The organism is Promicromonospora sp. NPDC090134, from assembly GCF_044746965.1.
Taxonomy (GTDB): domain Bacteria; phylum Actinomycetota; class Actinomycetes; order Actinomycetales; family Cellulomonadaceae; genus Promicromonospora.
The window spans coordinates 391,305-411,259 of sequence record NZ_JBIVCZ010000003.1 but is presented as its reverse complement, the minus strand read 5'-3'; the positions used below and the strand labels follow the sequence as shown (position 1 = coordinate 411,259).

Here is a 19,955-nt window from a genome sequence, read left to right as displayed (position 1 = left end):
CTTTTTTTTTTTTTTTGGGTCCCGCCGGGGGGGGGGTCGTTCTCCCGCCCCCGCCCCCCCCCCCCCCACCACCCGGCGGTCACATCGAGGCGAGGAGCTCTTCCATCGTCTCGATCTCGGCGGCCTGCGTGTCCACGATGGTCTGCGCCATCTCGACCGCGCCCGCGTCCTGACCGTCCTCGACCTGGGCCTGCGCCATCTCGACGGCGCCCTCGTGGTGCACGATCATCTGCTCCAGGAACAGCTGGTCCGCCGCGGGGCCGGTGGCGGCGGCGAGCGCCTGGAGGTCCTCGTCGGACATCATGCCGTCCATCCCCGCGTGGCCCCCGTGCTCGCCGGTGGGCTCGGCGCCCCAGGTGTCGAGCCAGCCGGTGAGCGTCTCGATCTCGGGGGCCTGGGCTGCCTTGACCTGGGTGGCCAGCTCGGTGACCTGGGGGTCGGCGTCGGGCCGGGCCAGGACGGCGTCCGCCATCTCGATCGCCTGCTCGTGGTGCGGGATCATCATCTGCGCGAACATCACGTCGGCGTCGCTGTGCCCGGCGTGCTCGCCGGCCGCGGAACAGCCCGTCAGGGCCAGTGTGACGCTCAGGGCGATCGCGGGCATAAGGGTGCGCTTCATGGGGTCTTCCTCTGGTTCGTCTCGGGGTAGCACTCACTGGCGCGACGGCGCTGGGGCACGGTCACGCTCTCGGGTCGGCGCGGGTGCGCGCCGGGCCCGGTCTACGTCCGGCAGATACAGAGCTCGTGCAAGGAGGGGGCCGCGAGGTCGCGGGGGCCGGCGAACGCCGGGGTCAGGGACGCCGCGAGCTGGAGCGGGGCCCGCCACAGCAGCCGCCGTGCGGGCGCGACCAGGGCGAGCAGCGCGACGAGGATCATGAGGCACATCGCCATCGCGGCGTCGTGCCCGCCGCACCCGTCGCAGCAGGAGCCCTCGTCGCCGGCCGCGTGGTCGTCCGTCGCGGGGGCCTGGACCAGGACGGGACCGGTGCCGGCCTGCGCCGACACCACCGCGGCGGCCTCGTGGGGCACCGCGTGCGCGTGGGAGGTCGGCGAACCGCTCATCGAGTGCATCGTGACCACGCCGACGATCACCGTGAGGATCGCCAGCGCTCCGACCACGCCCTGCCGAGGGCCGGCGAGGGCCGAGCGGAGGAGCGAGATCACGCGCACGGCAGGGAGGCTACCCGATCGCCCGGGGTTCACGAAGTGCGTCAGCAGTCGCCGCCAGGCTCGGCCGTGGGCCCCTGACGTGCCCGGCCGTCGGGTGACGGACTCAGGTGGTCGAGCCGGACGTCGTCGGTCACGGGGACCGAGACCACGCTCGACGTGTCGGGCGTCCAGGCGCGGGGGATCAGCACGTACCGGCCGCCGGAGGCGGCCATGAGAACCAGGCCGTCGTACCGGTAGCGGAATCCGTCCGCGTCCGTGGGGCACGCCGTCGCCGTGATACCCGGCCCGACGATCTGCAGGTCGACGGTGCTGCGTACCACCACGGACGAGTCCTCCGGCAGGCCACGCGCGAACTGCGCGGCCCGTTCGTAGCCCACCGCCGCGGAGTAGTCCGCCACCGCCCAGAACAGGGCCACCGCCACGAGCGCGAACATCGCACCCCACTCGGCGAGCCGTGCCGTCTGCGACGGCGGGACCCAGGACGGGTCGTCGCGGCGCCGTACCGCGCGCCGGCGGCGCACGGCCAGGCCGAGCAGCAGCACCCCGCCGGCCAGGCACAGGGGCGCCAGCCACGACGGCACCCAGCCGGCCAGGCCCGCACCCGGCCGGAAGGCCTGGACGAGGCCGAACAGGGCCAGTCCCGCTCCGACCGGGCCCGCCACCCGCACGATCCACCGGTCCACCTCCGGCCCAGAGCTGCCGGCGCGGGAGCCGCCCCGGACCCACAGCGCCACGAGCACCCCCGTGGCCACCACGGCCAGCGGGATCAGGAGCCCGTCCTGCGCGAGGTAGAGGTAGTCGGTGGTGGTCAGCCCCAGCGACGAGACGTCCACGCCGAAGTACTCGAAGAAGAACGTGATCTGCTTGCGCCCGAAGAAGTACAGCAGCGCCGTGATCAGCGTGACGGGCGCGATGATCTCCGTGGCGACGCGCGCGATCCGGCCGATGTCCCGGCCGACGTCGGTCGACGTGTCCTCGTCGGGCACCGTCCGCTCCCGGCCGCTCATCCCTCGCTACCCCTGGCTGCCCTCGGAGGAGGTGTCGTCCGTGCCGGTCGGGTCGCCGGTGCTGTCGGTACCGTTCTGATCGGTGTCGGTGTCGGTGTCGGTGTCGGTGTCGGTTTCCGTGCCGTTGTCGGTGGTGCCATCGGTCGGCCCGTCTCCCGTGTCGCCCGCACAGCCCTCTGGGTTCTCGGGGTCCCCGAACAACGTCAGCGTTGCGCCAACCTCGATCAGGTCACCCTCCGCCGGGTCGGAACCGGAGTAGATGCAGTCGCGCACGGTGGGCTCGAAGGTGATGTCGACGCACAGGTCCCCGCCGGGGCACTGGTCGGCTATCGCAACGGCTGCCAGGTCGGCGATCTCGGACACGGTCTGGTCGCCGCCGGCCCGGTCCAGGGGGCTGCCGAGGCGGATCGGCGAGGGTTGTGCACCTCCGCCGCCTCCTCCGCCACCGCCTCCGCCACCGCCGCCTCCTCCGCCGCCCCCGCCGCCGTCATCGGTGCTCTCGGTCTGCGTGGTGTCGTCGCCCGCGTCGTCGTCGCCACCCCAGGAACAAGCCGCGCCCGCCGAGACAACGAACGCCACGAGCAGCGCCACCGGCGCGTGCCGCCGCCGGACCGAGGCATTTCTCGTCTGGTGTCTCATCGGGCGCACCTCCTTGTCCGCCTACCCGGAGGGAGTCGCGCGGCAGACGGCGTGATACGGCCCGCCGATGAGTTCCGCCACGCCCCGGCGTCTGCCGTAGGACCGACCCGAGGAAAGGAACTCACCATGGTCACCACGCTCCGCAGCTTCAGCGGCTTCTCGGTGGACGACGTCGACGCCGCCCTCACCTTCTACCGCGACACTCTCGGCCTGCCCGCCCGGGCCAACGACATGGGCGGACTCCAGATCGACCTGACCGAGGGGTCGTCGGTGTTCGTCTACCCCAAGGGGCAGGACCACATCCCGGCGTCGTACACCGTGCTGAACCTCGTGGTGCCGGACATCGACAAGGCGGTCACGGAGCTGGCGGCGGCGGGGGTGAGCCTGCTGCGGTACCCCGGGTTCGACCAGGACGAACGGGGCGTGGCCCGCAGCACCGACCCTGCCCAGGGCCCGACGATCGGCTGGATCACCGACCCGGCGGGCAACGTCATCGCGCTCATCCAGGAGTGACCCGGGCCGGGCCGTGCCCGGAGCCGCGCGAGGCTCAGTATCACCCTGCAAAGTCAGCGGCGGGGCCGATCCTGGCCTGCGCGCTCGGCCCGGTCGATGGATGCTGGCAGGGCGGCTCGGGGAGCCGAGCCCTCAGCACCAGCGAACGGAGACGGAAACGTGCCGAAAATTGTCACTGATGACGGCGTCGAGATCTTCTACAAGGACTGGGGGACCGGGCAGCCCATCGTCTTCAGCCACGGTTGGCCCCTGTCGGCGGACGACTGGGACACGCAGCTGCTGTTCTTCCTGCACCAGGGCTACCGGGTCATCGCCCACGACCGCCGCGGGCACGGCCGGTCCACGCAGGTGGCCGACGGCCACGACATGGACCACTACGCGGACGACCTGGCCGCGCTGACCACCTACCTCGACCTCCACGACGCCGTGCACGTGGGCCACTCCACCGGCGGCGGCGAGGTGGTCCACTACATCGCCCGGCACGGCGAGTCGCGCGTGGCCAAGGCCGCGATCATCGCCGCCGTGCCCCCGCTGATGGTGCAGACCGACGCCAACCCGGGCGGCCTGCCGAAGAGCGTGTTCGACGACCTGCGCGCCCAGCTCGCGGCCAGCCGCTCGGAGTTCTACACGGCGCTGCCCGCCGGCCCGTTCTACGGGTTCAACCGGCCCGGCGTCGAGACGCGCGAGCCGCTGGTGCGCAACTGGTGGCGCCAGGGCATGCAGGGCGGCGCCAAGGCGCACTACGACGGCATCGCGGCGTTCTCGGAGACCGACTTCACCGAGGACCTGCGCAAGATCACGGTGCCGGTGCTGGTCATGCACGGCGACGACGACCAGATCGTCCCCTACGCCAACGCGGGCCCGATGTCGGCCGAGCTGCTGCCGAACGGCACGCTCAAGACCTACCCGGGCTTCCCGCACGGCATGCCGACCACGCACGCCGAGGTGATCAACGCCGACCTGCTGGAGTTCATCCGCTCCTGAGCCGCGGCGTGTGCCGGGGCAGCGAGCTGTAGCCGAGCCGCATCAGCATCTGCGGCGCCTCGTCGAGGGACAGCACCCGGCGCAGGTCGTGGCGGGTCGTCGGGTTCTCCAGCACGGTGGTCGCGAACGACGCGTGGACGAAGTAGGTGATCGCCACCAGCAGCAGATGTTCCAGCGACTGCCCCGCGGTGACCCAGTCCCGCGGGGTGTCGCCGGGCGTGAAGAGCAGGGCCATCGTCGAGTGCTGCTCGAACTGGGCGCTGCCCCTGCTGGCGAGGAACTGCCGGACCGGCGCGCCGTCGTCGACGGGCGCCGGCCCGAGCAGGTCCACCGGGATGCCGTCGGCGCGGTCCGCGTCGGTTGCCGTCCACGCCAGCTCCTCGCCCCTCGCGGCGGGGTCCTCCGCGGCGAGGGACTCGGCCCGGCGGACCAGGCCCATCACCTCCTCGCGCGCCGGCTCCGAGGGCTGGATCGGGCGCAGGTCCGCACCCTCGTCCCGGGCGGACTGCTGGATGTCCGTCAGCACGTCCGTGAACAGCGGCTGGTCGTCGAACGGGACCCGTGACGTCCTGCGCCGCGCGATCGCCACGGCCAGCTCCAGCTCGTCCGTGTTGGGGGCCGGGCCCGGGTCGAGCTGCATCGTGGCCACGAGCAGCGGGTCGTCCCGCTCGGGCAGCACGCGGACGGCGGGGCTCAGCGACTCGCGGCGTGCCGCCGCCCGGGCGTTGAACAGGTACGCCCCGCAGCTGATCAGCATCTCCCGGCCCAGCGGGTCCGAGTGGTGCAGCTGTCGCGCCGGATCCGCCCGGAGCACCACGGTGCGGCCCGCGACCTCGACCTGCCACGGCTGGGTGTTGTTGACGCTCGGGGCGCTCGCGGCGGCCCGCAGGATCCGCTTCACCCGCGAGTCGACGACGTCCATGGGCTCCAGTGTTCGTGGCAGGCGGGTGCGGGGCACGGGCCAAAGGTCCCGCGGACGTGGGCCGGACGGCCCTGACGCCCGGACTGCCCGGAGACGAGCGTGGAGGCAGAACCGGAGAGAGGTGGCCACGATGCGTGCGCTGGTGGTCTATGAGTCCATGTTCGGCAACACCGCGGCGATCGCACGGGCGGTCGCGGACGGGATCGAGGCGTCCATGCACGCCGACGTCGTCGAGGTGAGTGCGGCACCCGCCACCGTCCCGGCCGACGTCACCCTGCTGGTCGTGGGCGGGCCCACGCACGCCTTCAGCATGTCCTGGCCCTCGACGCGACGCGACGCCGCCGGGCGGGCCGTGAACCTCGTCTCGCGCGACCGGGGCATCCGGGAGTGGCTCGGGGCGCTGCCGGGAGTGACGACGCGGACCGCGGCCACGACCTTCGACACGCGGACGACCTCGCGGTTGACCGGCTCCGCCGCGCGCGCTGCGAGCCGGCGGCTGGACCGGCTGGGCTTTCCGCTGATCGCCTCGCCCATGAGCTTCCGGGTCACGGACGTCAAGGGGCCGCTCGTGGACGGCGAGCTCGGCCGCGCGCACGCGTGGGGCAAGGCCCTGGGCGCCGAGATCGCCGTCCGGCGCCCTACCCGGCCGGTCACCCCGTCCGCGTACGAGCGCTCGTACCAGCTCCGCCACCCGTACACGAAGAGCAGGCTGAGCGAGGCATGACCATGGGCACCGACCAGCGATCGAGGCCGGTCGTCGTCGCCGTGGACGGGAGCGACCGCAGCACCGGTGCCGTCCGGTACGCGATCAACGAGGCCCGGATCCGGCGCAGCGGGGTGCACATGGTCCACGTGGTCCCCGCACCGCTGCCGGAGAACGGGCTCTGGCCCGCCCAGGCGGGCGACATCACCTATCTGGAGCGGGCGGGCCGGTGGGCGGTCACCCGAGAGGTCACGACGGCGCGCTCCGCCGCCCCGGAGCTGGAGATCGAGCCGGTGCTCGCCCTCGGTCCGCGGGTCGCCCAGCTCGTCGCCGCGGGGGCCGCCGGCGGCCTGCTGGTGCTGGGCCGTGAGACGCGACACGGGTTCGAGCGCCTGGTCGCGCGGGCGACGACGGCCGAGGTCACCGCACGCGCCCAGGTCCCCGTGGCGGTCGTGCCCGCGGGGTGGCGGGACGGCGGGCACGACCGCATCGTCGTGGGGATCAAGACGTTCGCCAGCGCCGGTGAGCTGCTGACCAGGGCACTGTCCGTGGCGTCCTGCCGGCACGCCACCGTGCGGGTGGTGCACGCCGTCGAGGTAGCGGACCTGGCCGCCGACCTCGGGACGGTGGACTCCTCCGCCGGCGAGTCGGTCACGGAGGCCACACGGCTGCTGGAGATGGTCGTGCACGACTGGTCCGTCGTCTACCCGGGCGTGGCCGTGGAGACGTCGGTGGTGCTCGGTCGCCCGGACGAGGTCCTCGTGGCGGCCGCGGCCGACGCGGACCTGCTGATGGTCGCGCGGCACCACCGCGGGCTGGGGCACATCGCGCGGCTCGGCCGTACCCCGCGGGCCATCCTGGGCGTGTGCGACACCCCGGTCGAGGTGGTCCCGCTGCGCTGGAGGACCTCCGGCGTGCCGATCGTCCTGGAGAGCGACGGGGAGATCCTTACGACCTGACGCGCCGCCGCGCGGCGAACCTGCGATGGTGGGGATGCTCAGGACTCGGCGCGGAGGAGGGTCACCGATGGACGACTACCTGTGGGTGCTCAAGGACGACGAGCTCGATCTGGTGCGTGAGCTCGAACCCAAGCGGTTGAAGGCGCTCGACGAGGACGGGCTGCTGGACCTGCACCGGCGCGTGCGGCGGGCGCGGAACAAGCACGTCAAGAACTACCGCCGCAAGGCGGCCCGGAACGTCGAGGAGCTCGGCGCGCGGGGCAAGGCCGCGCCCAAGGGCGGCAAGTCACGCTGGCGGGCGGCAGCGTTCGAGGAGGCGTTGTCGATGGTCAGCGGGCGGCTGGCGCACGTCGCGCACGCGCAGGCCGAGGCCCTGAAGGACGAGCGGCTCGCCAAGGCTCGGGCCGGCAGGTCCGCCGGGCCGGGCGCGTCGGACCGGCCGGGCGGCAAGAAGGTCGGGCCCGGGCGGGCCCGGAGCCATCAGAAGACGACGGGCGGCAAGAAGCGCGACGCGTCGACCCGGGCGCAGGGCGCGCGCCGGCAGGGCAAGCGCGACAGCAAGTAGCGACGAACGGCGGTAGGGCCGATGGCGCCGGCTGACTTCGGTGCGGCCTCGCGGGTGCGTTGTTACGGTGTCGGGTGTGTTCTCGGACTGGAGTCGTCGGCGCGCCGACCAGCGGGTACGGCCGGGTGACGGCAGCCCGCTCCGACGGTTCCGGTGGTGGCAGCCGCTCTCGCGCTCGCTGTTCCACCTGGAGCTGACCACACCGGACGGACGCCCGGAGACCTGGTCGGTGGACATCCGGCACGGCGGCGACGACAACGGCACGGTCTGGGCGCGGCTCTACCTCGACGGCCGGCTGTACGCCACGTCGAAGCTCCCGGCCCGGTTCCCGGTGACGGGCGGCGTCATCGAGGTGGTCACCAGCGGTTTCGGCCTCCGGCGCTGCCACTACGTGTCCGACGACGGCACCGAGCGGCAGCTCACCCCGGACGCCGCCTCGGCCGAGGGCCGCCGCGCTCGCCTGGAGCATTCGCACCCCGTCGCCGGCCGCCTCGTCGGGCTGGTCTCCGTGGTCGTCCTGCTGATCGGTCTGGTCCTCGGGGCGCCGCAGATCATCGAGGAGGTCTCCCAGTTCCCGCCGATCGCCGACCGGCTCGGCACCACCTTCACGTCGCCGGTCCGGCTGCCCGGCTGGCTCAACGTCTCGATCCTGGTCGCCACCCTGGTGGCCAGCACCGAGCGCGCCCTGCGCCTGCGCTACAACTGGCTGCTCGACGGCGGCCTGTTCGACGGCGACGGCTGACCCGGTCGTGCTGTTCCGCCGGGACCGGACTCGCCGGTCCGAGCCGGCGAGCGCACAGTAGACATGACGGCACGCCGGCGGCCGGCGTCGACGGCCGAGGCACGGGAGGCGTCATGACCTACAAGATCGGCTACCTGGTGGGCAGCCTGGCGAAGGGATCCATCAACCGCACGCTGTCCAGGGCGCTGATCGCCTCGGCGCCGGACGACCTCACGTTCACCGAGGTCCCCATCGGGAACCTGCCGCTGTACAGCTGGGACTACGACGCCGACTTCCCTGCGGAGGGCCGGGCGTTCAAGGCCGCGATCGAGGCCTCGGACGGGCTGCTGTTCGTCTCCCCGGAGTACAACCGGTCGATCCCGGGCGCGCTGAAGAACGCCATCGACTGGGGCTCGCGGCCCTGGGGCCAGAACTCCTTCGCGCGCAAGCCCACCGGCATCATCGGCGCCTCGCCGGGCGGCATCGGCACGGCCGTCATGCAGTCGTCGATGCGCAGCGTGCTGAGCTTCCTCGACGCGCCGCAGCTCAACGCGCCCGAGGCCTACATCACCTACGACGCCGCCGACTTCGGCCCGGACGGCACCGTGGTCAACGAGACCACGGCGACGTTCCTGCGGCACTACATGGGGGAGTACTGCGGGTTCGTCCAGCGGGTCCTGGCCGCCAACGCCCCGGGACACATTGGCGACGAGGACCCCGCCTCGACCAAGTAGCCCTCGGCCGGTCGGCCCTCGACCGATCAGCCAACGGCCTCCGGCGCCGGCCTGACCTCGCGGAGCCACACCTCGCTCTGCGTCACGTGGGCGGCGGCCGCCACCGACGCGGCCACGGGGTCGCGCGCCGTCAGCGCCCGCAGGATCGCGCGGTGCCCGGCGTCGGAGACGCGCTTGGTCTCCGGGGTGAGCACCGGGTAGGCGCGCGAGCGGGACCGCAGCACCGACACCAGCGCGCCGAGCGACTCGTTGCCGCACAGCCGCACGATGCCCATGTGGAACTCGTGGTCGAGGGCGGACTGCTCGTCGACGTCCTCGCTGGCCTCCAGGCGGTCGAGCAGGTCGCCCAGGCGGGACAGCGTCGCGTCGTCGCAGCGCGCGGCCGACAGGGCGACGGCGTGCGCCTCCAGCACCCGGCGCAGCTCGTACAGCTCCAGGATCGACTCCAGCGGGAGCAGTCCGACCGTGAGCGAGAGCGTCTGGATCATGTCGGCGGCGCGCAGCTCGCCCACGTAGGTGCCCGCGCCCCGGCGCGTCTCGACGACGCCCAGGGCCGAGAGGGTGCGGATCGCCTCGCGGATCGACCCGCGCGAGACGCCGAGCCGCTCGCTCAGCTCGCCCTCGCTGGGCATGCGGTCGCCGGGCTGGAGCGAGCCGTCGGCGATCAGGGTCCGCAGCCCGTGCAGGGCCGTCTCGACTGCGCTCACCTCGTGCATCCCTCCAGGATGTCAGGTTCTCGGGGGCGGGGCGGACATTTCGCGCCCGTTAAACCTGTCCTACAGATCTGTGTCATTTGCCGGGAAACTCTGGTGCGACCGGGTCCAGCCTGCCATGGTTGTCCGACAAATCCCGAGAGAGGTGTTGATGGACCAGACACGCACGGCGCCCGCCCCGGCGCCCGTCCGGCTCGCGTCCGGCCGTCCGGCGCGCGAGGCATGGCCGCTGGACCCCGCTGTGGTGCACCTCAACCACGGCTCGTTCGGCGCGGTGCCCACCGAGGTGCTGCGCCACCAGGACGAGCTGCGCCGCCAGGCGGACCTGAGCCCCGTCGGCTGGTTCCCGCGGGTCGCGGAGCACGTCGCCGCGGCTCGTCACGAGGTCGCGCCGTTCGTCGGCGCGCGGGCCGAGGACACGGCGTTCGTGCCCAACGCCTCGGCGGCCGCGACGGTGGTGCTCAACTCCCTGCGCCTGGAGCCCGGCGACGAGATCCTGGTGACCGACCACGGGTACGGCGCCGTCACCATGGGCGCCCTCCGGCTCGCCCGCCGCTTCGGCGCCCGGGTGCGGACGGTCACCATCCCGCTCGCGGCGAGCGCGGACGACGTCGTCGAACGCTTCCGGACGGAGCTCACCGACGCCGTGCGGCTCGTCGTCGTCGACCAGATCACCTCGCCCACCGCCCGCCTGCTCCCGACCGCCCGGATCACCGCGCTCGCCCACGAGCGCGGCGCCCGCGTGCTGGTCGACGGCGCGCACGCCCCGGGCCTCGTCGCGGACGCCGCGGCCGTCGCGGGCGGCGACTGGTGGTTCGGCAACCTGCACAAGTGGCCCTGCGCGCCCCGCGGCTCGGCCCTGCTCGTCACCGGGGCCGCGGACCGCGACGACCTGTGGCCGCTCATCGACTCGTGGGGCGCCGAGGAGCACTATCCGGAGCGGTTCGACTCGCAGGGCACCCTCGACGCGACCAGTTACCTCGCCTCCGGCCGCGCGATCGAGTTCGTCGAGCGCGAGCACGGCTGGGCGCGGGCGCGCGAGACGATGACGGCGCTCGCCGACCACGGCGCCGCCGTCATCGGCGCGGCACTGCAGCCCCACGTGGACGCCCCGGTGGCCACCGACGTGGGCCAGCCCGTGGTCTCCATGCGCCTGCTCCGGCTGCCCGACGGGCTCGGCCGGGACCGCCGGGACGCCGACGAGCTGCGCCTGCGCCTGCTCGACCTGGCCGGCGTCGAGTCGGCCTTCACGAGCATCGGCGGCGTGGGCTACCTGCGCCTGTCCGTGCACCTGTACACGGAGCAGCGCGACTTCGACGTGTTCGTCGAGCGCGCGGTGCCCCAGATCCTGGCGTTCGCCGAGGAACGCCGCCGCGGCTGACGCGCGCCCACCGGCGCACGTCCGACCGCACCCGACAGCCAAGCCTGACCCACGAGCCTGACCGACAAGAAGGAGAGGTGCGCACGTGAACCGCACCCGAGCTGCCGTCACCGCGAGCCTGGCCACGATGGGCCTGCTCGCCCTCACCGCGTGTTCCGGAGGCGGGTCCGCCGCGGACGGGACCGTCCGCCTGCAGATGGTCGAGAGCCTCACCAACCCGGCCCGGACCACCCTGATCCGTGAGCTGCTGGACGAGTTCGAGGCGGAGAACCCCGGGGTCACCGTCGACCTCGTGTCCCCGCCCACCGACCAGGCCGACCAGAAGCTGCAGCAGATGCTGCAGTCGGGCAAGGGCGTCGACGTCCTGGAGGTGCGGGACAGCACCGTCGGCGCCTTCAGCAACAACGGCTGGCTCCACGACCTGTCCGACGACGCCACGGCGTGGGCGGGCTGGGACGACCTCACCGACAACGCGCAGGCCGTCACGGCGGAGGACGGCGCCCGTTACTACGTGCCGTACGGCTTCTACGGGCTGTCGCTGTTCTACCGCACCGACCTCGTCGAGGACGCGGGCTTCGACGGCCCGCCGGCGTCGTGGGAGGAGCTCCTGGAGCAGGCCTCCGCGATCCAGGACCCGGGGCAGAACACCTACGGCTACGCGTTCCGCGGCGGCCAGAACGGGTTCAGCAACGTGGTGGCCGCCGTCGAGGCGTACACGATCGACGACCTCGACGTGGAGAACGCCTACCTGCTCGCGGACGGGTCGACCATCTTCTCGGCGCCCGAGGCGCAGGACGCCGTCGACACGTACTTCTCCCTGTTCGAGGAGGCGGCTCCGCCGTCGGCCGTCTCGTGGGGCTACCCCGAGATGGTGGAGGGCTTCACCAACGGTTCGACGGCGTTCCTGCTGCAGGACCCGGAGGTCATCGCCACCGTGTCGCAGTCGACGACGATCACGCAGGACCAGTGGTCCACGGCCCCGCTGCTGACGGGCCCCACGGGCAAGGCGGCGCAGCCGCTCGCGACCGCGGGCTGGGGCGTGGCCGAGGCGAGCGAGCACCCGCAGGAGGCGACCGACCTCGTCGAGTTCCTCTCGGGCGCGGAGCCCGCGACCCGGTTCGCCCAGGAGAACAGCCTGGTGCCGATCATCGACGGCGCGGGGGAGGACCCGTTCTACGCCGAGGGGCCGTGGGCGAGCTACGTCGCCATGACCGAGGACCCGGACACGTACGTCAACGTGGTGCAGCCGCGCGGCGTGAGCTGGTGGACCGAGTGGGAGCAGAAGGCGGACCAGGACGTGCAGGCGGTGCTGCTGGGCAGCATGACGACGAGCGAGCTGCTCGAGGAGTGGGACACGTTCTGGACCGAGAAGTACGCGGCGGAGCAGTGACGTGACAGCCACCGCCGTCCGGCCGCCACGGGCCCACGCCCCGCGTGGGCCCGTGCGCCGCCGGCCCTTCGGGCGCCGGCAGGCGCTGACGATCCTCGGGTTCTTCGCGCCCGCCATCGTCTTCGTCTGCTGGTTCACCTACTGGCCGATGCTGCAGGGTGCCCAGATGGCGTTCCGCGACTGGAACCTGTGGGACCTCACCTCGACGCCCTGGGTGGGCCTGGGCAACTTCGCCACGATCCTCGCCGACCCAGTCTTCCCGGTGGTCGCGGGCAACACGCTCGTGTGGGTGGTCGGCTCGATCGTGCCCCAGCTCGTCATCGGGTTCCTCGTGGCACTCGCGCTGTGGCGCCGGTTCCGCTTCCGCGGGCTGTACCAGGCGCTGATCTTCTACCCGTGGGCCGTGTCCGGCTTCCTGGTCGGCATGCTGTTCCGCTGGATGTTCAACGCCGAGTTCGGCGTGGTGAACGACCTGCTGATGAAGGCGGGCGCCATCGACGCGCCCCTGCCATGGCTCGCCGACCCGAAGCTGGCCATGGTGGCCGTGATCGTCGCCAACGTCTGGTACGGCGTGACCTTCTTCGCGATCATGATCCTCGCGGCCCTCCAGTCGGTGCCCGACGAGGTGCTGGAGGCGGCGGCCATCGACGGGGCGGGCACGGTGCGGCGGCTCTTCTCGATCGTGGTCCCGTACATCTGGACGACGCTCGCGCTGACCGTGCTGCTGCGCGCCATCTGGACGTTCAACTCGCCCGAGATCATCTACGCGATGACCGCCGGCGGGCCCGCGGGCCGCACGCACATCGTCACCACCTGGATGATCGAGTACACGCAGCAGGGCAGCTACGGCCTGGCCAGCGCGATCGGGCTGGCCGTCATGGTCGTCCTGTTCGTGTTCTGCGCCTTCTACCTGACGGCGATGCGGCGGGTGAACCAGCGATGACGGCTCGTGTCGCCCGCGTCACGGGGCTCTCGCTGTGGCTGGTCATCAGCCTGTTCCCGCTGTACTGGGTGGTCGTGACGTCGTTCAAGTCACCCGGCTCGATCAACCGGTGGCCGCTGGAGTACTGGCCGTCGGAGCCCTCGACCGCCAACTACACCGACCTGTTCGCCACGTCGGCCTTCGGCACGTTCCTCGGCAACTCGCTCGTGGTCGCGCTCGTGGCCGGGGGCACCGCGACGCTCATCGCCCTGCTCAGCGCCTATGTGCTGGCCCGGTTCGAGTTCCGGGGCAAGGGCGCCGTGCTTGGCGCGTTCCTGCTCACGCAGATGATCCCGGCGTTCATCGCCCTCGGGCCGCTGTACGCGATGCTTGCCGACCTGGGCCTGGTCGACACCAAGCCGGGGCTCGGCCTCGTCTACGTGGCCATGTGCATCCCGTTCTCCACCGTGATGCTGCGCGGGTTCTTCGAGAACATGCCCGACGCTCTGGAGGAGGCCGCCATGATCGACGGGTGCTCGCGCCTGGGCGCCCTGTTCCGCGTGCTCGTTCCCGTCATGGCCCCCGGGATCGCCGCCGCGTTCATCTTCAACTTCGTGAACTGCTGGAACGAGCTGTTCCTGTCGGTGGTGCTGATGAACTCCGATGCGAACAAGACCGTCCCGGCGGCGCTCAACGGGTTCATCTCCACCTTCAACATTGCCTGGGGCCCCATGTCGGCCGCCGCGGTGCTCACCGTGCTGCCCACCATGGTGCTGTTCGCCCTGGCGAGCCGCTGGATCGTCGAGGGGCTGACGGCGGGGTCCGTCAAGGAGTGACGGAGGAGTGAGGAGCGCCGGGGCGGCCGGGATACGCTGCGCCCCGTGACGACGCAGAACCACCCGGAGCGGGCCACCGGGACCGGCACCGGGACGGAGTACGACTTCGTCCCGGTGCGCGCGGACTACGTGGCCGTACTGCGGAGCCTGCCGCAGCTCGCCGCGGCCAGGGTGCTCGCCTGGGTCATGCTGGCCCTGGGCGTGCTCCTGGCGCTGCTGCGGTTCGTCGTCGTGGACGCGGAAGGGAACCTGGCCGGCGACCCGCGGGCGCTGGAGCTGTTCCTCGTGGCCGGGATCCCGGCCGCGCTGTTCTTCGGGTACCCGTGGCTCGGCGGGCCGGCCGCCTGGCGCCTGCCCGCCAACCGGGAGCCCGTGCGCGCCGTGCTCGACGCCGACGGGTTCGCCCACGAAGGGCCCAGCGGTTCCCAGACCTTCGCGTGGGGCGTCGCGTCCCGTGCCTGGGAGACGGCCGAGGCCTACTACGTGTACGTGCCGAACGGGCTCGCCTCGCTCGTCTGGTGGCTGCCCAAGCGGGCGGTCCCCCTCGCCGAGCAGGCGGCCGTCCGGGAGCGGATCCAGCAGCGGGTTCGCCGATACCGGATCCGGTGACGTGCGCGCCGTGACCCCGCGGGGCCCGACGCGCGTGGGCGGGTTCCCCGCTCACGCCGGCTGAGCCGCCTCGACGCGGGCGTCGAGCATCCGCACGGTGGCGTCGACGGACCCGAGGGTGGCGGCGTCGTGGGAGACCAGCAGGGTCGCGGCCCCGGTCTCGCGGGCCAGGCCGGTGATCAGCTCGACCACCTGCGTGCCGCGCTCGTGGTCGAGGGCCGACGTCGGCTCGTCGACGAGGAGCACCTGCGGCCGTCCGACGAGCGCCCGCGCGATCGCGACCCGTTGCCGCTGCCCGCCGGACAGCCGCGCCGGGCGCCGGTCGTGCAGGTCGGCGAGCCCGACGGCGTCCAGCAGCTCCAGGGAGCGTGCGCGCACGCTCGCCGGCCGGTCGCCGCGCAGGTGGGCGTGCAGCTCGAGCTGCTCGAGGGCGGTGAGCGAGCCCAGCAGGTTGGGCGACTGGAAGACCATGCCGATCCGTTCGAGCCGCACGCGGGTCGCGTCCGTCACGGTCGTGGTGGGCGTGAGGACCGTCTCGTCGCCGATCGAGACCGTGCCGCCGCTGGGCGGGGTCAGCCCGGCCGCCACCGCCAGCAGGCTGGACTTCCCGGCCCCGGACGGACCGAGCAGGGCAGTGGTGGTTCCGGCGGGGATCCTGAGGTCGACGTCGTCCACCGCGGTGAGCGTGGTGTCGCCGTCGGGGTAGACGAGGGTGATGCCGTCCAGGCGCAGGTCCATGGGTTTCTCCTTCGGGGTGATGGGGCGCAGGAGCGCTGCCGGGCGCGGGCCGCGTCCGGTCAGCGGGCGGCGAGGGCGGCGTGCGGGTCGACGCGTGCGACGCGGGCCACGGCGACGCCCGCGCCGACGAGCCCGAGCAGGATCAGGCCGCCGGCGGGCACCAGGATCGTCGCGGTGGTGAGGACGACCGGGACGGCGTCCGGCAGCAGGGCGGCGCCGGCGGCGGTGAGTCCCGCGCCGATCGCGACGCCGCCGACCAGCAGGACCGCGGCCTGGCCGAGGGCGTCGCGCAGCAGGTAGCCGGTGGAGGCGCCGAGGGCCTTGAGCACGGCGACGTCGCCGGTGCGGCTGATGGTCCAGACGGTGAAGAACGCGCCGACCACGAGGGCGGAGATGACGAGCAGGAAAACCTGCATCGTCGTCAGCGACGTGTTCTCGCCCACGAAGGACGACACCGCCGACCGGGCGTCCGACGTGGTGACGGTCGTGGTCCCCAGGTCGCCGTCCGCGGCGGTGAGCCCGGTGCCGCCGGCGCCGTCGCTGCCGGAGGTGGTCAGCGCGACCACCGTCGCGACCAGGCCGTCCGACGGGGCCGCCAGCCCGCGGGCGCCGACGGCCTGCCAGTCGTCGAGCGTGGTCCACACCACGGGCGTGTGCGAGAACGACTGGTCGGCGTCGACGGTCCGCGCGACCGTCAGCCGCTGCCCGCCGAGCGTGACGGTGTCGCCGGCGCCGACGTCGAGCGCGTCGGCGGCGCCCGGGGTGAGCACCAGCGTGCCGGGCTCGACGTCGGCGCCGGCGTCCCCGCCGTCCTCGGGCACGAGGTCCGTGCCCGGAGCCACGCCGAGCGCGGTGACCGCCGCGGTGGTGCTGCCCGACTCGGCGCGGGTGGTCGCCACCCCCAGCGGTTCGGCGGATGCGACGCCCGGCTCCCGCGCCCAGCCCTCCCACTGCTCGCGGGTGACGCGGGACGCGGTGAACTCGGGTGCGTCGCCCGCGGCCGGCATCGAGAACGCGAGGTGGTCGGCGGGCAGGTCGGTCACGGCGGAGGTCGACTCCCTCGCCAGCCCGGCCGTGAGGGAGGCCAGGAAGGTCACGAGAAAGGTGATGAGCACGATCACCACGGACATGAGGACGAAGCGTCCACGAGCATGCTTGAGATCGCGCAGGGCGACGAACACAGATTCCTCCACACGGTTGCCGGTACGGGTACCAGCCTCCGCGTCGGGCGGACGGCGGTCATCGGCGGTGGGTGTGATCGTGGGCCGCCGAACGGTGGACCGGCGGATCAACCTTTCGGACGATGCGCGGGTCCCTCGCCTGGCTATCGTGGACGGGTGACCCGCCCTTCCCCGTCCCCGGCGACGCGCGGCCTCGTCGTCGGGCTCGACCTCCTGCTGGTGGTCCTGGTGGTCATCGCGGTGGTCCAGGCCCCGCCGGGAACCGAGTGGCTCGCGCTGCTCGTGGGCGGCGCGCTCCTCGCCGGCTACGCCGTGGGACGTGCCCTGGTGCGGGTGCACGAGCGGTCCGTGGACACACCGCGGGGCCGCTGGTGGCCCGACGTCGCGTGGATCGTCGGCCTGACCGTCCTGTGGGTGGTGCTGCTGTGGCTGTCCCCGGCGGCGCTGTGGGTGGCGTTCCCGCTCATGATCCTGCAGCTGCACGTCCTCGGCCCCCGCCGAGGCGTCGTCGCGGTCGCCCTGACCGCGGTCGTGGCCGTCGCCGACGGCCTCCTGACCCGGACCGGGCCGGGGGAGCCGTGGACCGGGTACGTCCTGGGGCCTCTGCTCGGGGCGGCCGTCGCCGTGGGCGTGGTGCTCGGCATCGAGGCGTTCGTCCGGGAGGCGCAGAGCCGGCAGCGCACCGTGGACGAGCTCACCCGGGCACGCCGCCACCTCGCCGTGGCGGAGCGGGAGCGAGCGGTCACGGACGAGCGCGCCCGCCTGGCCCGCGACATCCACGACACCCTCGCCCAGTCGCTGTCCGCGATCGAGCTCCTGCTGCGCGCCGCGGAGGACGCCGTCGGCTCCGACGAGACCAGGGCGCATGCCCTCGTCGGCCAGGCCCGGTCCGCCGCGCGCGACGGCCTGGCCGAGGCCCGGCGCGTGGTGCAGGACCTCACCCCCGCCGACCTCGACCGCACCACCCTGCTGGGGGCGCTGCGCCGGGTCGCCGAGCGCACCGCCGCCGGCCGCGACGACACCCGGTCGCCCCTGGCGGTCACCGTGCACACCGGCGGCACCCCGCGCGCCCTGCCCGTGCCGCTGGAGACCGCGCTGCTGCGCATCGCCCAGTCGGCGCTCGCGAACGTCGACGAGCACGCCGGCGCGTCCCGGGCGGAGGTGACGCTGACCTACGCGCCCGAGAGCGTCACCCTGCGCGTCGTGGACGACGGCGTGGGCCTCGACCCGGCGCCCGCGGTTCCGACGGCGGCGTCCGGCGCGCCGGGCGGACGCGGCTTCGGCATCCCCGCCATGCGCTCGCGGGTGCGGGAGCTCGGCGGTGAGCTCGCGCTGGAGGGACCGGCCGGCGCGGGGACCGCCCTCACGGTGACGCTGCCCGTCCGCCCGGGCGAGGTCACCTGATGATCGACGTCGTCGTCGCGGACGACCACCCTGTGGTCCGCGCCGGGCTGCGCGCCGTGATCGACGGCCAGCCGGACATGCGCGTCGTCCACGAGGCGTCCACCGCCGAGGACCTGCTGCGCTGGCTCGACGGCCAGGGCCGGGCCGACGTCGTCCTGCTCGACCTGCGGTTCGGCGACACCCGGATGAGCGGCGCGGAGGCCACCGGGAGCATCGTCCGGCGCCACGCCACACCCGTGCTCGTGGTCACGACCTACGGCACCGACGCCGACATCCTGGCCGCGGTGGAGGCGGGCGCCACCGGCTACCTGCTCAAGGACGCGCCGACCGAGGAGCTCGCCCGGGCGATCCGCTCCGCCGCCGCGGGCGAGGTCGCGCTCGGCGCGGACGTCCAGCGGCGGCTGCTCGGGCGCGTGCGCACCCCCGCCGAGACCCTCAGCGCGCGCGAGCTCGAGGTGCTGCGCCTGGTCGCGGCGGGGCGGTCCAACGACGCCGTCGCCCGCGAGCTCTTCGTCTCCGTCGCGACGGTCAAGTCGCACCTCGCGCACATCAACACCAAGCTCGGCACCCAGTCCCGGACCGAGGCGGCGGCCACGGCACGGGAGCGCGGGATGCTCTGATCCGGCGCCTGCTCGCCTGGTGATGGTGCGCCGGGCTCAGCGCTCGACGAGGATGCCGTCCTCGTCGCTCCAGAGCCGGGCCCCGGGCCGGAACGTGACGCCGCCGAAGGCGACCTCGACGTCCGCCTCGCCCGCGCCGGTCTTGGTGCTCTTGCGCGGGTTGGTGCCCAGGGCCTTGATCCCGATCGGGATCTCGGCGAGGGCGACGCGGTCGCGGACCGCGCCGTGGATGACCACGCCCGCCCAGCCGTTGTCGGCGGCGATCTGGGCGATCATGTCGCCCATCAGCGCGCGCTCCAGCGATCCGCCGCCGTCCACGACCAGGACGGCGCCGTCGCCCGGCGTCGAGACGACCGACTTCAGCAGCGCGTTGTCCTCGAAGCACCGCACGGTGCGCACGGGCCCCTCGAACCGGGCGACGCCGCCGTGGAGCTGGAACTGGACGGGCACGGACTGGACCGTCTCGCCGAGTTCGTCGTAGAGGTCGGCAGTTGCGGGCATGGGCATCCTTTCGTCGCCTGGAGCACGTCCGCCTGGAGCGTAGCGTCCCCGCCCCCTCGTGGCCGGTGCGGTCAGGCCACGAAGCCCGCGCTCGCGCGGTCCACGGCCTCGCGGATGGCGGCGGCCCGGTCCTCGGGCCGCTCGACGGCGACCGCCGCCGCCGTCGCGCCGCCCATGCAGGCGCCGAGGTGCGCCGACATCAGCGGCCAGCCCGCACGGTCCGGGAACCGCTCGCGCAGGGCGCCGACCAGGTCGGTCTGCGCCCGCTGCAGGCGCACCACCAGCGACGGCGGCAGGCCGCGCGAGGTGGTGACGAGCTCGGCCCGCAGGTCCGCGAGCTCGTCGGTACCGGCGCTCGGATCGTCGAAGCGGTCGACGAACGCCATCATCACCGCCCGGACGCCCTGCGCCGCGTCCGTCTCGGCCGGGAGGTCGTCGAGCGCCAGGACCGCCCGCCGGACGTGGCCCTCCAGGTAGTGGAACAGCACGTCCTCCTTCGAGGGGAAGTGGAGGAAGAACGTGCGGCGCGCCACGCCGGCACCGGCCGCGATGTCCTCGATCGACGTCGCGGCGATGCCCCGGTCGAGGAACAGGGTCGTGGCCGTGGCGACGATCGCGCGCCGCGTCTCGCCCCGCTTGCGCTCCCGGATCCCGGTCTCCTTGCTCATGTGCTCAGCGTAGCGCGGGATGAGTGCACTAGTGTAGAAATGCACTAGTGCATTGATAAGTCGACCGAGGAGAAG

24 protein-coding genes are annotated in these 19,955 nt (G+C 73.3%); 14 read left to right on the top strand and 10 right to left on the bottom strand.

From position 1 onward, the window contains the following. Positions 1-79: 79 nt before the first annotated feature. From ACIPN7_RS11560 to ACIPN7_RS11545, 4 genes are all read right to left on the bottom strand, one after another. Positions 80-619 carry a DUF305 domain-containing protein gene (locus ACIPN7_RS11560; RefSeq protein ID WP_400541520.1) on the bottom strand — a complete coding sequence of 180 codons (540 nt, stop codon included), beginning with the start codon at positions 617-619 and terminating at the stop codon, positions 80-82. A 101-nt stretch (positions 620-720) separates the two neighbouring features. After that, the gene (locus ACIPN7_RS11555; RefSeq protein WP_400541517.1) at positions 721-1,170 is read right to left on the bottom strand and encodes a DUF6153 family protein; all 450 of its coding nucleotides are present in this window, start codon (positions 1,168-1,170) and stop codon (positions 721-723) included. A 41-nt stretch (positions 1,171-1,211) separates the two neighbouring features. After that, positions 1,212-2,156, bottom strand: a complete 945-nt coding sequence (locus ACIPN7_RS11550) for a hypothetical protein (RefSeq protein ID WP_400541514.1) — start codon at positions 2,154-2,156, stop codon at positions 1,212-1,214. A gap of 27 nt (positions 2,157-2,183) precedes the next feature. Beyond that, on the bottom strand, positions 2,184-2,768 hold the full coding sequence (locus ACIPN7_RS11545) for a hypothetical protein (RefSeq protein ID WP_400541511.1): 585 nt from the start codon (positions 2,766-2,768) through the stop codon (positions 2,184-2,186). 174 nt (positions 2,769-2,942) lie between these two features. On the opposite strand from ACIPN7_RS11545, the gene ACIPN7_RS11540 reads away from it, so the two are divergent. Further along, positions 2,943-3,329 carry a VOC family protein gene (locus ACIPN7_RS11540; protein WP_400541508.1) on the top strand — a complete coding sequence of 129 codons (387 nt, stop codon included), beginning with the start codon at positions 2,943-2,945 and terminating at the stop codon, positions 3,327-3,329. Between the two features lie 159 nt (positions 3,330-3,488). After that, a complete protein-coding gene (locus tag ACIPN7_RS11535; protein WP_400541505.1) occupies positions 3,489-4,313 on the top strand; it encodes an alpha/beta fold hydrolase in 825 nt (274 codons plus the stop codon). Here ACIPN7_RS11535 and ACIPN7_RS11530 read toward each other — a convergent pair. Next, entirely contained in the window at positions 4,300-5,235 is a 936-nt protein-coding gene (locus ACIPN7_RS11530) for an Acg family FMN-binding oxidoreductase (protein ID WP_400541502.1), read from the bottom strand. The two genes, ACIPN7_RS11535 and ACIPN7_RS11530, sit on opposite strands and share 14 nt — an antisense overlap. Positions 5,236-5,365: 130 nt before the next feature. On the opposite strand from ACIPN7_RS11530, the gene ACIPN7_RS11525 reads away from it, so the two are divergent. From ACIPN7_RS11525 to ACIPN7_RS11505, 5 genes are all read left to right on the top strand, one after another. Beyond that, the gene (locus ACIPN7_RS11525; RefSeq protein ID WP_400541499.1) at positions 5,366-5,959 is read left to right on the top strand and encodes a flavodoxin family protein; all 594 of its coding nucleotides are present in this window, start codon (positions 5,366-5,368) and stop codon (positions 5,957-5,959) included. Then, positions 5,956-6,897 (top strand): universal stress protein, encoded by a 942-nt coding sequence (locus tag ACIPN7_RS11520; RefSeq protein ID WP_400541496.1) that lies wholly within the window; start codon positions 5,956-5,958, stop codon positions 6,895-6,897. The genes ACIPN7_RS11525 and ACIPN7_RS11520 overlap by 4 nt, the downstream gene beginning before the upstream one ends. Before the next feature lie 67 nt (positions 6,898-6,964). Further along, complete coding sequence (locus ACIPN7_RS11515; RefSeq protein ID WP_400541493.1) at positions 6,965-7,462, top strand: hypothetical protein; 498 nt, start codon at positions 6,965-6,967, stop codon at positions 7,460-7,462. Positions 7,463-7,538: 76 nt separating this feature from the next. After that, positions 7,539-8,204: a hypothetical protein gene (locus ACIPN7_RS11510; protein WP_400541490.1), complete on the top strand. Its 666-nt coding sequence runs from the start codon at positions 7,539-7,541 to the stop codon at positions 8,202-8,204. Positions 8,205-8,317: 113 nt separating this feature from the next. After that, positions 8,318-8,917 carry an NADPH-dependent FMN reductase gene (locus ACIPN7_RS11505; protein ID WP_400541488.1) on the top strand — a complete coding sequence of 200 codons (600 nt, stop codon included), beginning with the start codon at positions 8,318-8,320 and terminating at the stop codon, positions 8,915-8,917. Positions 8,918-8,943: 26 nt separating this feature from the next. Here the strand turns inward: ACIPN7_RS11505 and ACIPN7_RS11500 are convergent, their stop codons facing one another. Beyond that, positions 8,944-9,633 (bottom strand): FadR/GntR family transcriptional regulator, encoded by a 690-nt coding sequence (locus tag ACIPN7_RS11500; RefSeq protein ID WP_400541485.1) that lies wholly within the window; start codon positions 9,631-9,633, stop codon positions 8,944-8,946. Positions 9,634-9,781: 148 nt separating this feature from the next. Between ACIPN7_RS11500 and ACIPN7_RS11495 the strand changes: the two genes are divergently transcribed. From ACIPN7_RS11495 to ACIPN7_RS11475, 5 genes are all read left to right on the top strand, one after another. After that, the gene (locus tag ACIPN7_RS11495) at positions 9,782-11,011 is read left to right on the top strand and encodes an aminotransferase class V-fold PLP-dependent enzyme (RefSeq protein ID WP_400541482.1); all 1,230 of its coding nucleotides are present in this window, start codon (positions 9,782-9,784) and stop codon (positions 11,009-11,011) included. An 85-nt stretch (positions 11,012-11,096) separates the two neighbouring features. Beyond that, positions 11,097-12,401, top strand: coding sequence for an ABC transporter substrate-binding protein (locus ACIPN7_RS11490; protein WP_400541479.1), 1,305 nt, complete (start codon positions 11,097-11,099; stop codon positions 12,399-12,401). Between the two features lies 1 nt (position 12,402). After that, on the top strand, positions 12,403-13,344 hold the full coding sequence (locus ACIPN7_RS11485) for a carbohydrate ABC transporter permease (protein WP_400541476.1): 942 nt from the start codon (positions 12,403-12,405) through the stop codon (positions 13,342-13,344). Next, complete coding sequence (locus tag ACIPN7_RS11480) at positions 13,341-14,159, top strand: carbohydrate ABC transporter permease (RefSeq protein ID WP_400541473.1); 819 nt, start codon at positions 13,341-13,343, stop codon at positions 14,157-14,159. Before ACIPN7_RS11485 ends, ACIPN7_RS11480 begins: the two co-directional genes overlap by 4 nt. A 45-nt stretch (positions 14,160-14,204) precedes the next feature. Further along, on the top strand, positions 14,205-14,768 hold the full coding sequence (locus tag ACIPN7_RS11475) for a YcxB family protein (protein WP_400541471.1): 564 nt from the start codon (positions 14,205-14,207) through the stop codon (positions 14,766-14,768). Positions 14,769-14,819: 51 nt separating this feature from the next. On the opposite strand, the gene ACIPN7_RS11470 is transcribed toward ACIPN7_RS11475, so the two are convergent. After that, positions 14,820-15,506, bottom strand: coding sequence for an ABC transporter ATP-binding protein (locus ACIPN7_RS11470; protein WP_400541468.1), 687 nt, complete (start codon positions 15,504-15,506; stop codon positions 14,820-14,822). 59 nt (positions 15,507-15,565) lie between these two features. Further along, positions 15,566-16,699, bottom strand: a complete 1,134-nt coding sequence (locus tag ACIPN7_RS11465) for an FtsX-like permease family protein (protein WP_400541465.1) — start codon at positions 16,697-16,699, stop codon at positions 15,566-15,568. Positions 16,700-16,843: 144 nt separating this feature from the next. Here ACIPN7_RS11465 and ACIPN7_RS11460 point away from each other — a divergent pair, with 144 nt between their 5' ends. Both ACIPN7_RS11460 and ACIPN7_RS11455 read left to right on the top strand, forming a co-directional pair. After that, a complete protein-coding gene (locus ACIPN7_RS11460) occupies positions 16,844-18,091 on the top strand; it encodes a sensor histidine kinase (RefSeq protein ID WP_400541462.1) in 1,248 nt (415 codons plus the stop codon). Next, positions 18,091-18,711 carry a response regulator gene (locus tag ACIPN7_RS11455; RefSeq protein ID WP_400541459.1) on the top strand — a complete coding sequence of 207 codons (621 nt, stop codon included), beginning with the start codon at positions 18,091-18,093 and terminating at the stop codon, positions 18,709-18,711. The genes ACIPN7_RS11460 and ACIPN7_RS11455 overlap by 1 nt, the downstream gene beginning before the upstream one ends. Positions 18,712-18,747: 36 nt before the next feature. On the opposite strand, the gene rraA is transcribed toward ACIPN7_RS11455, so the two are convergent. Both rraA and ACIPN7_RS11445 read right to left on the bottom strand, forming a co-directional pair. Continuing rightward, entirely contained in the window at positions 18,748-19,212 is a 465-nt protein-coding gene (gene rraA, locus ACIPN7_RS11450) for a ribonuclease E activity regulator RraA (protein WP_400541456.1), read from the bottom strand. Positions 19,213-19,283: 71 nt separating this feature from the next. Further along, complete coding sequence (locus ACIPN7_RS11445; protein ID WP_400541453.1) at positions 19,284-19,880, bottom strand: TetR/AcrR family transcriptional regulator; 597 nt, start codon at positions 19,878-19,880, stop codon at positions 19,284-19,286. Positions 19,881-19,955: the final 75 nt, after the last annotated feature.

What these genes read in the sequence shown, in the direction of transcription:
- ACIPN7_RS11560 (WP_400541520.1), bottom strand. Translation starts at nt 619, where the DNA reads ATGAAGCGCACCCTTATGCCCGCGATCGCCCTGAGCGTCACACTGGCC.
- ACIPN7_RS11540 (WP_400541508.1), top strand. Translation starts at nt 2,943, where the DNA reads ATGGTCACCACGCTCCGCAGCTTCAGCGGCTTCTCGGTGGACGACGTC.
- ACIPN7_RS11530 (WP_400541502.1), bottom strand. Translation starts at nt 5,235, where the DNA reads ATGGACGTCGTCGACTCGCGGGTGAAGCGGATCCTGCGGGCCGCCGCG.
- ACIPN7_RS11525 (WP_400541499.1), top strand. Translation starts at nt 5,366, where the DNA reads ATGCGTGCGCTGGTGGTCTATGAGTCCATGTTCGGCAACACCGCGGCG.
- ACIPN7_RS11520 (WP_400541496.1), top strand. Translation starts at nt 5,956, where the DNA reads ATGACCATGGGCACCGACCAGCGATCGAGGCCGGTCGTCGTCGCCGTG.
- ACIPN7_RS11515 (WP_400541493.1), top strand. Translation starts at nt 6,965, where the DNA reads ATGGACGACTACCTGTGGGTGCTCAAGGACGACGAGCTCGATCTGGTG.
- ACIPN7_RS11505 (WP_400541488.1), top strand. Translation starts at nt 8,318, where the DNA reads ATGACCTACAAGATCGGCTACCTGGTGGGCAGCCTGGCGAAGGGATCC.
- ACIPN7_RS11500 (WP_400541485.1), bottom strand. Translation starts at nt 9,633, where the DNA reads ATGCACGAGGTGAGCGCAGTCGAGACGGCCCTGCACGGGCTGCGGACC.
- ACIPN7_RS11495 (WP_400541482.1), top strand. Translation starts at nt 9,782, where the DNA reads ATGGACCAGACACGCACGGCGCCCGCCCCGGCGCCCGTCCGGCTCGCG.
- ACIPN7_RS11480 (WP_400541473.1), top strand. Translation starts at nt 13,341, where the DNA reads ATGACGGCTCGTGTCGCCCGCGTCACGGGGCTCTCGCTGTGGCTGGTC.
- ACIPN7_RS11470 (WP_400541468.1), bottom strand. Translation starts at nt 15,506, where the DNA reads ATGGACCTGCGCCTGGACGGCATCACCCTCGTCTACCCCGACGGCGAC.
- ACIPN7_RS11455 (WP_400541459.1), top strand. Translation starts at nt 18,091, where the DNA reads ATGATCGACGTCGTCGTCGCGGACGACCACCCTGTGGTCCGCGCCGGG.
- rraA (WP_400541456.1), bottom strand. Translation starts at nt 19,212, where the DNA reads ATGCCCGCAACTGCCGACCTCTACGACGAACTCGGCGAGACGGTCCAG.
- ACIPN7_RS11445 (WP_400541453.1), bottom strand. Translation starts at nt 19,880, where the DNA reads ATGAGCAAGGAGACCGGGATCCGGGAGCGCAAGCGGGGCGAGACGCGG.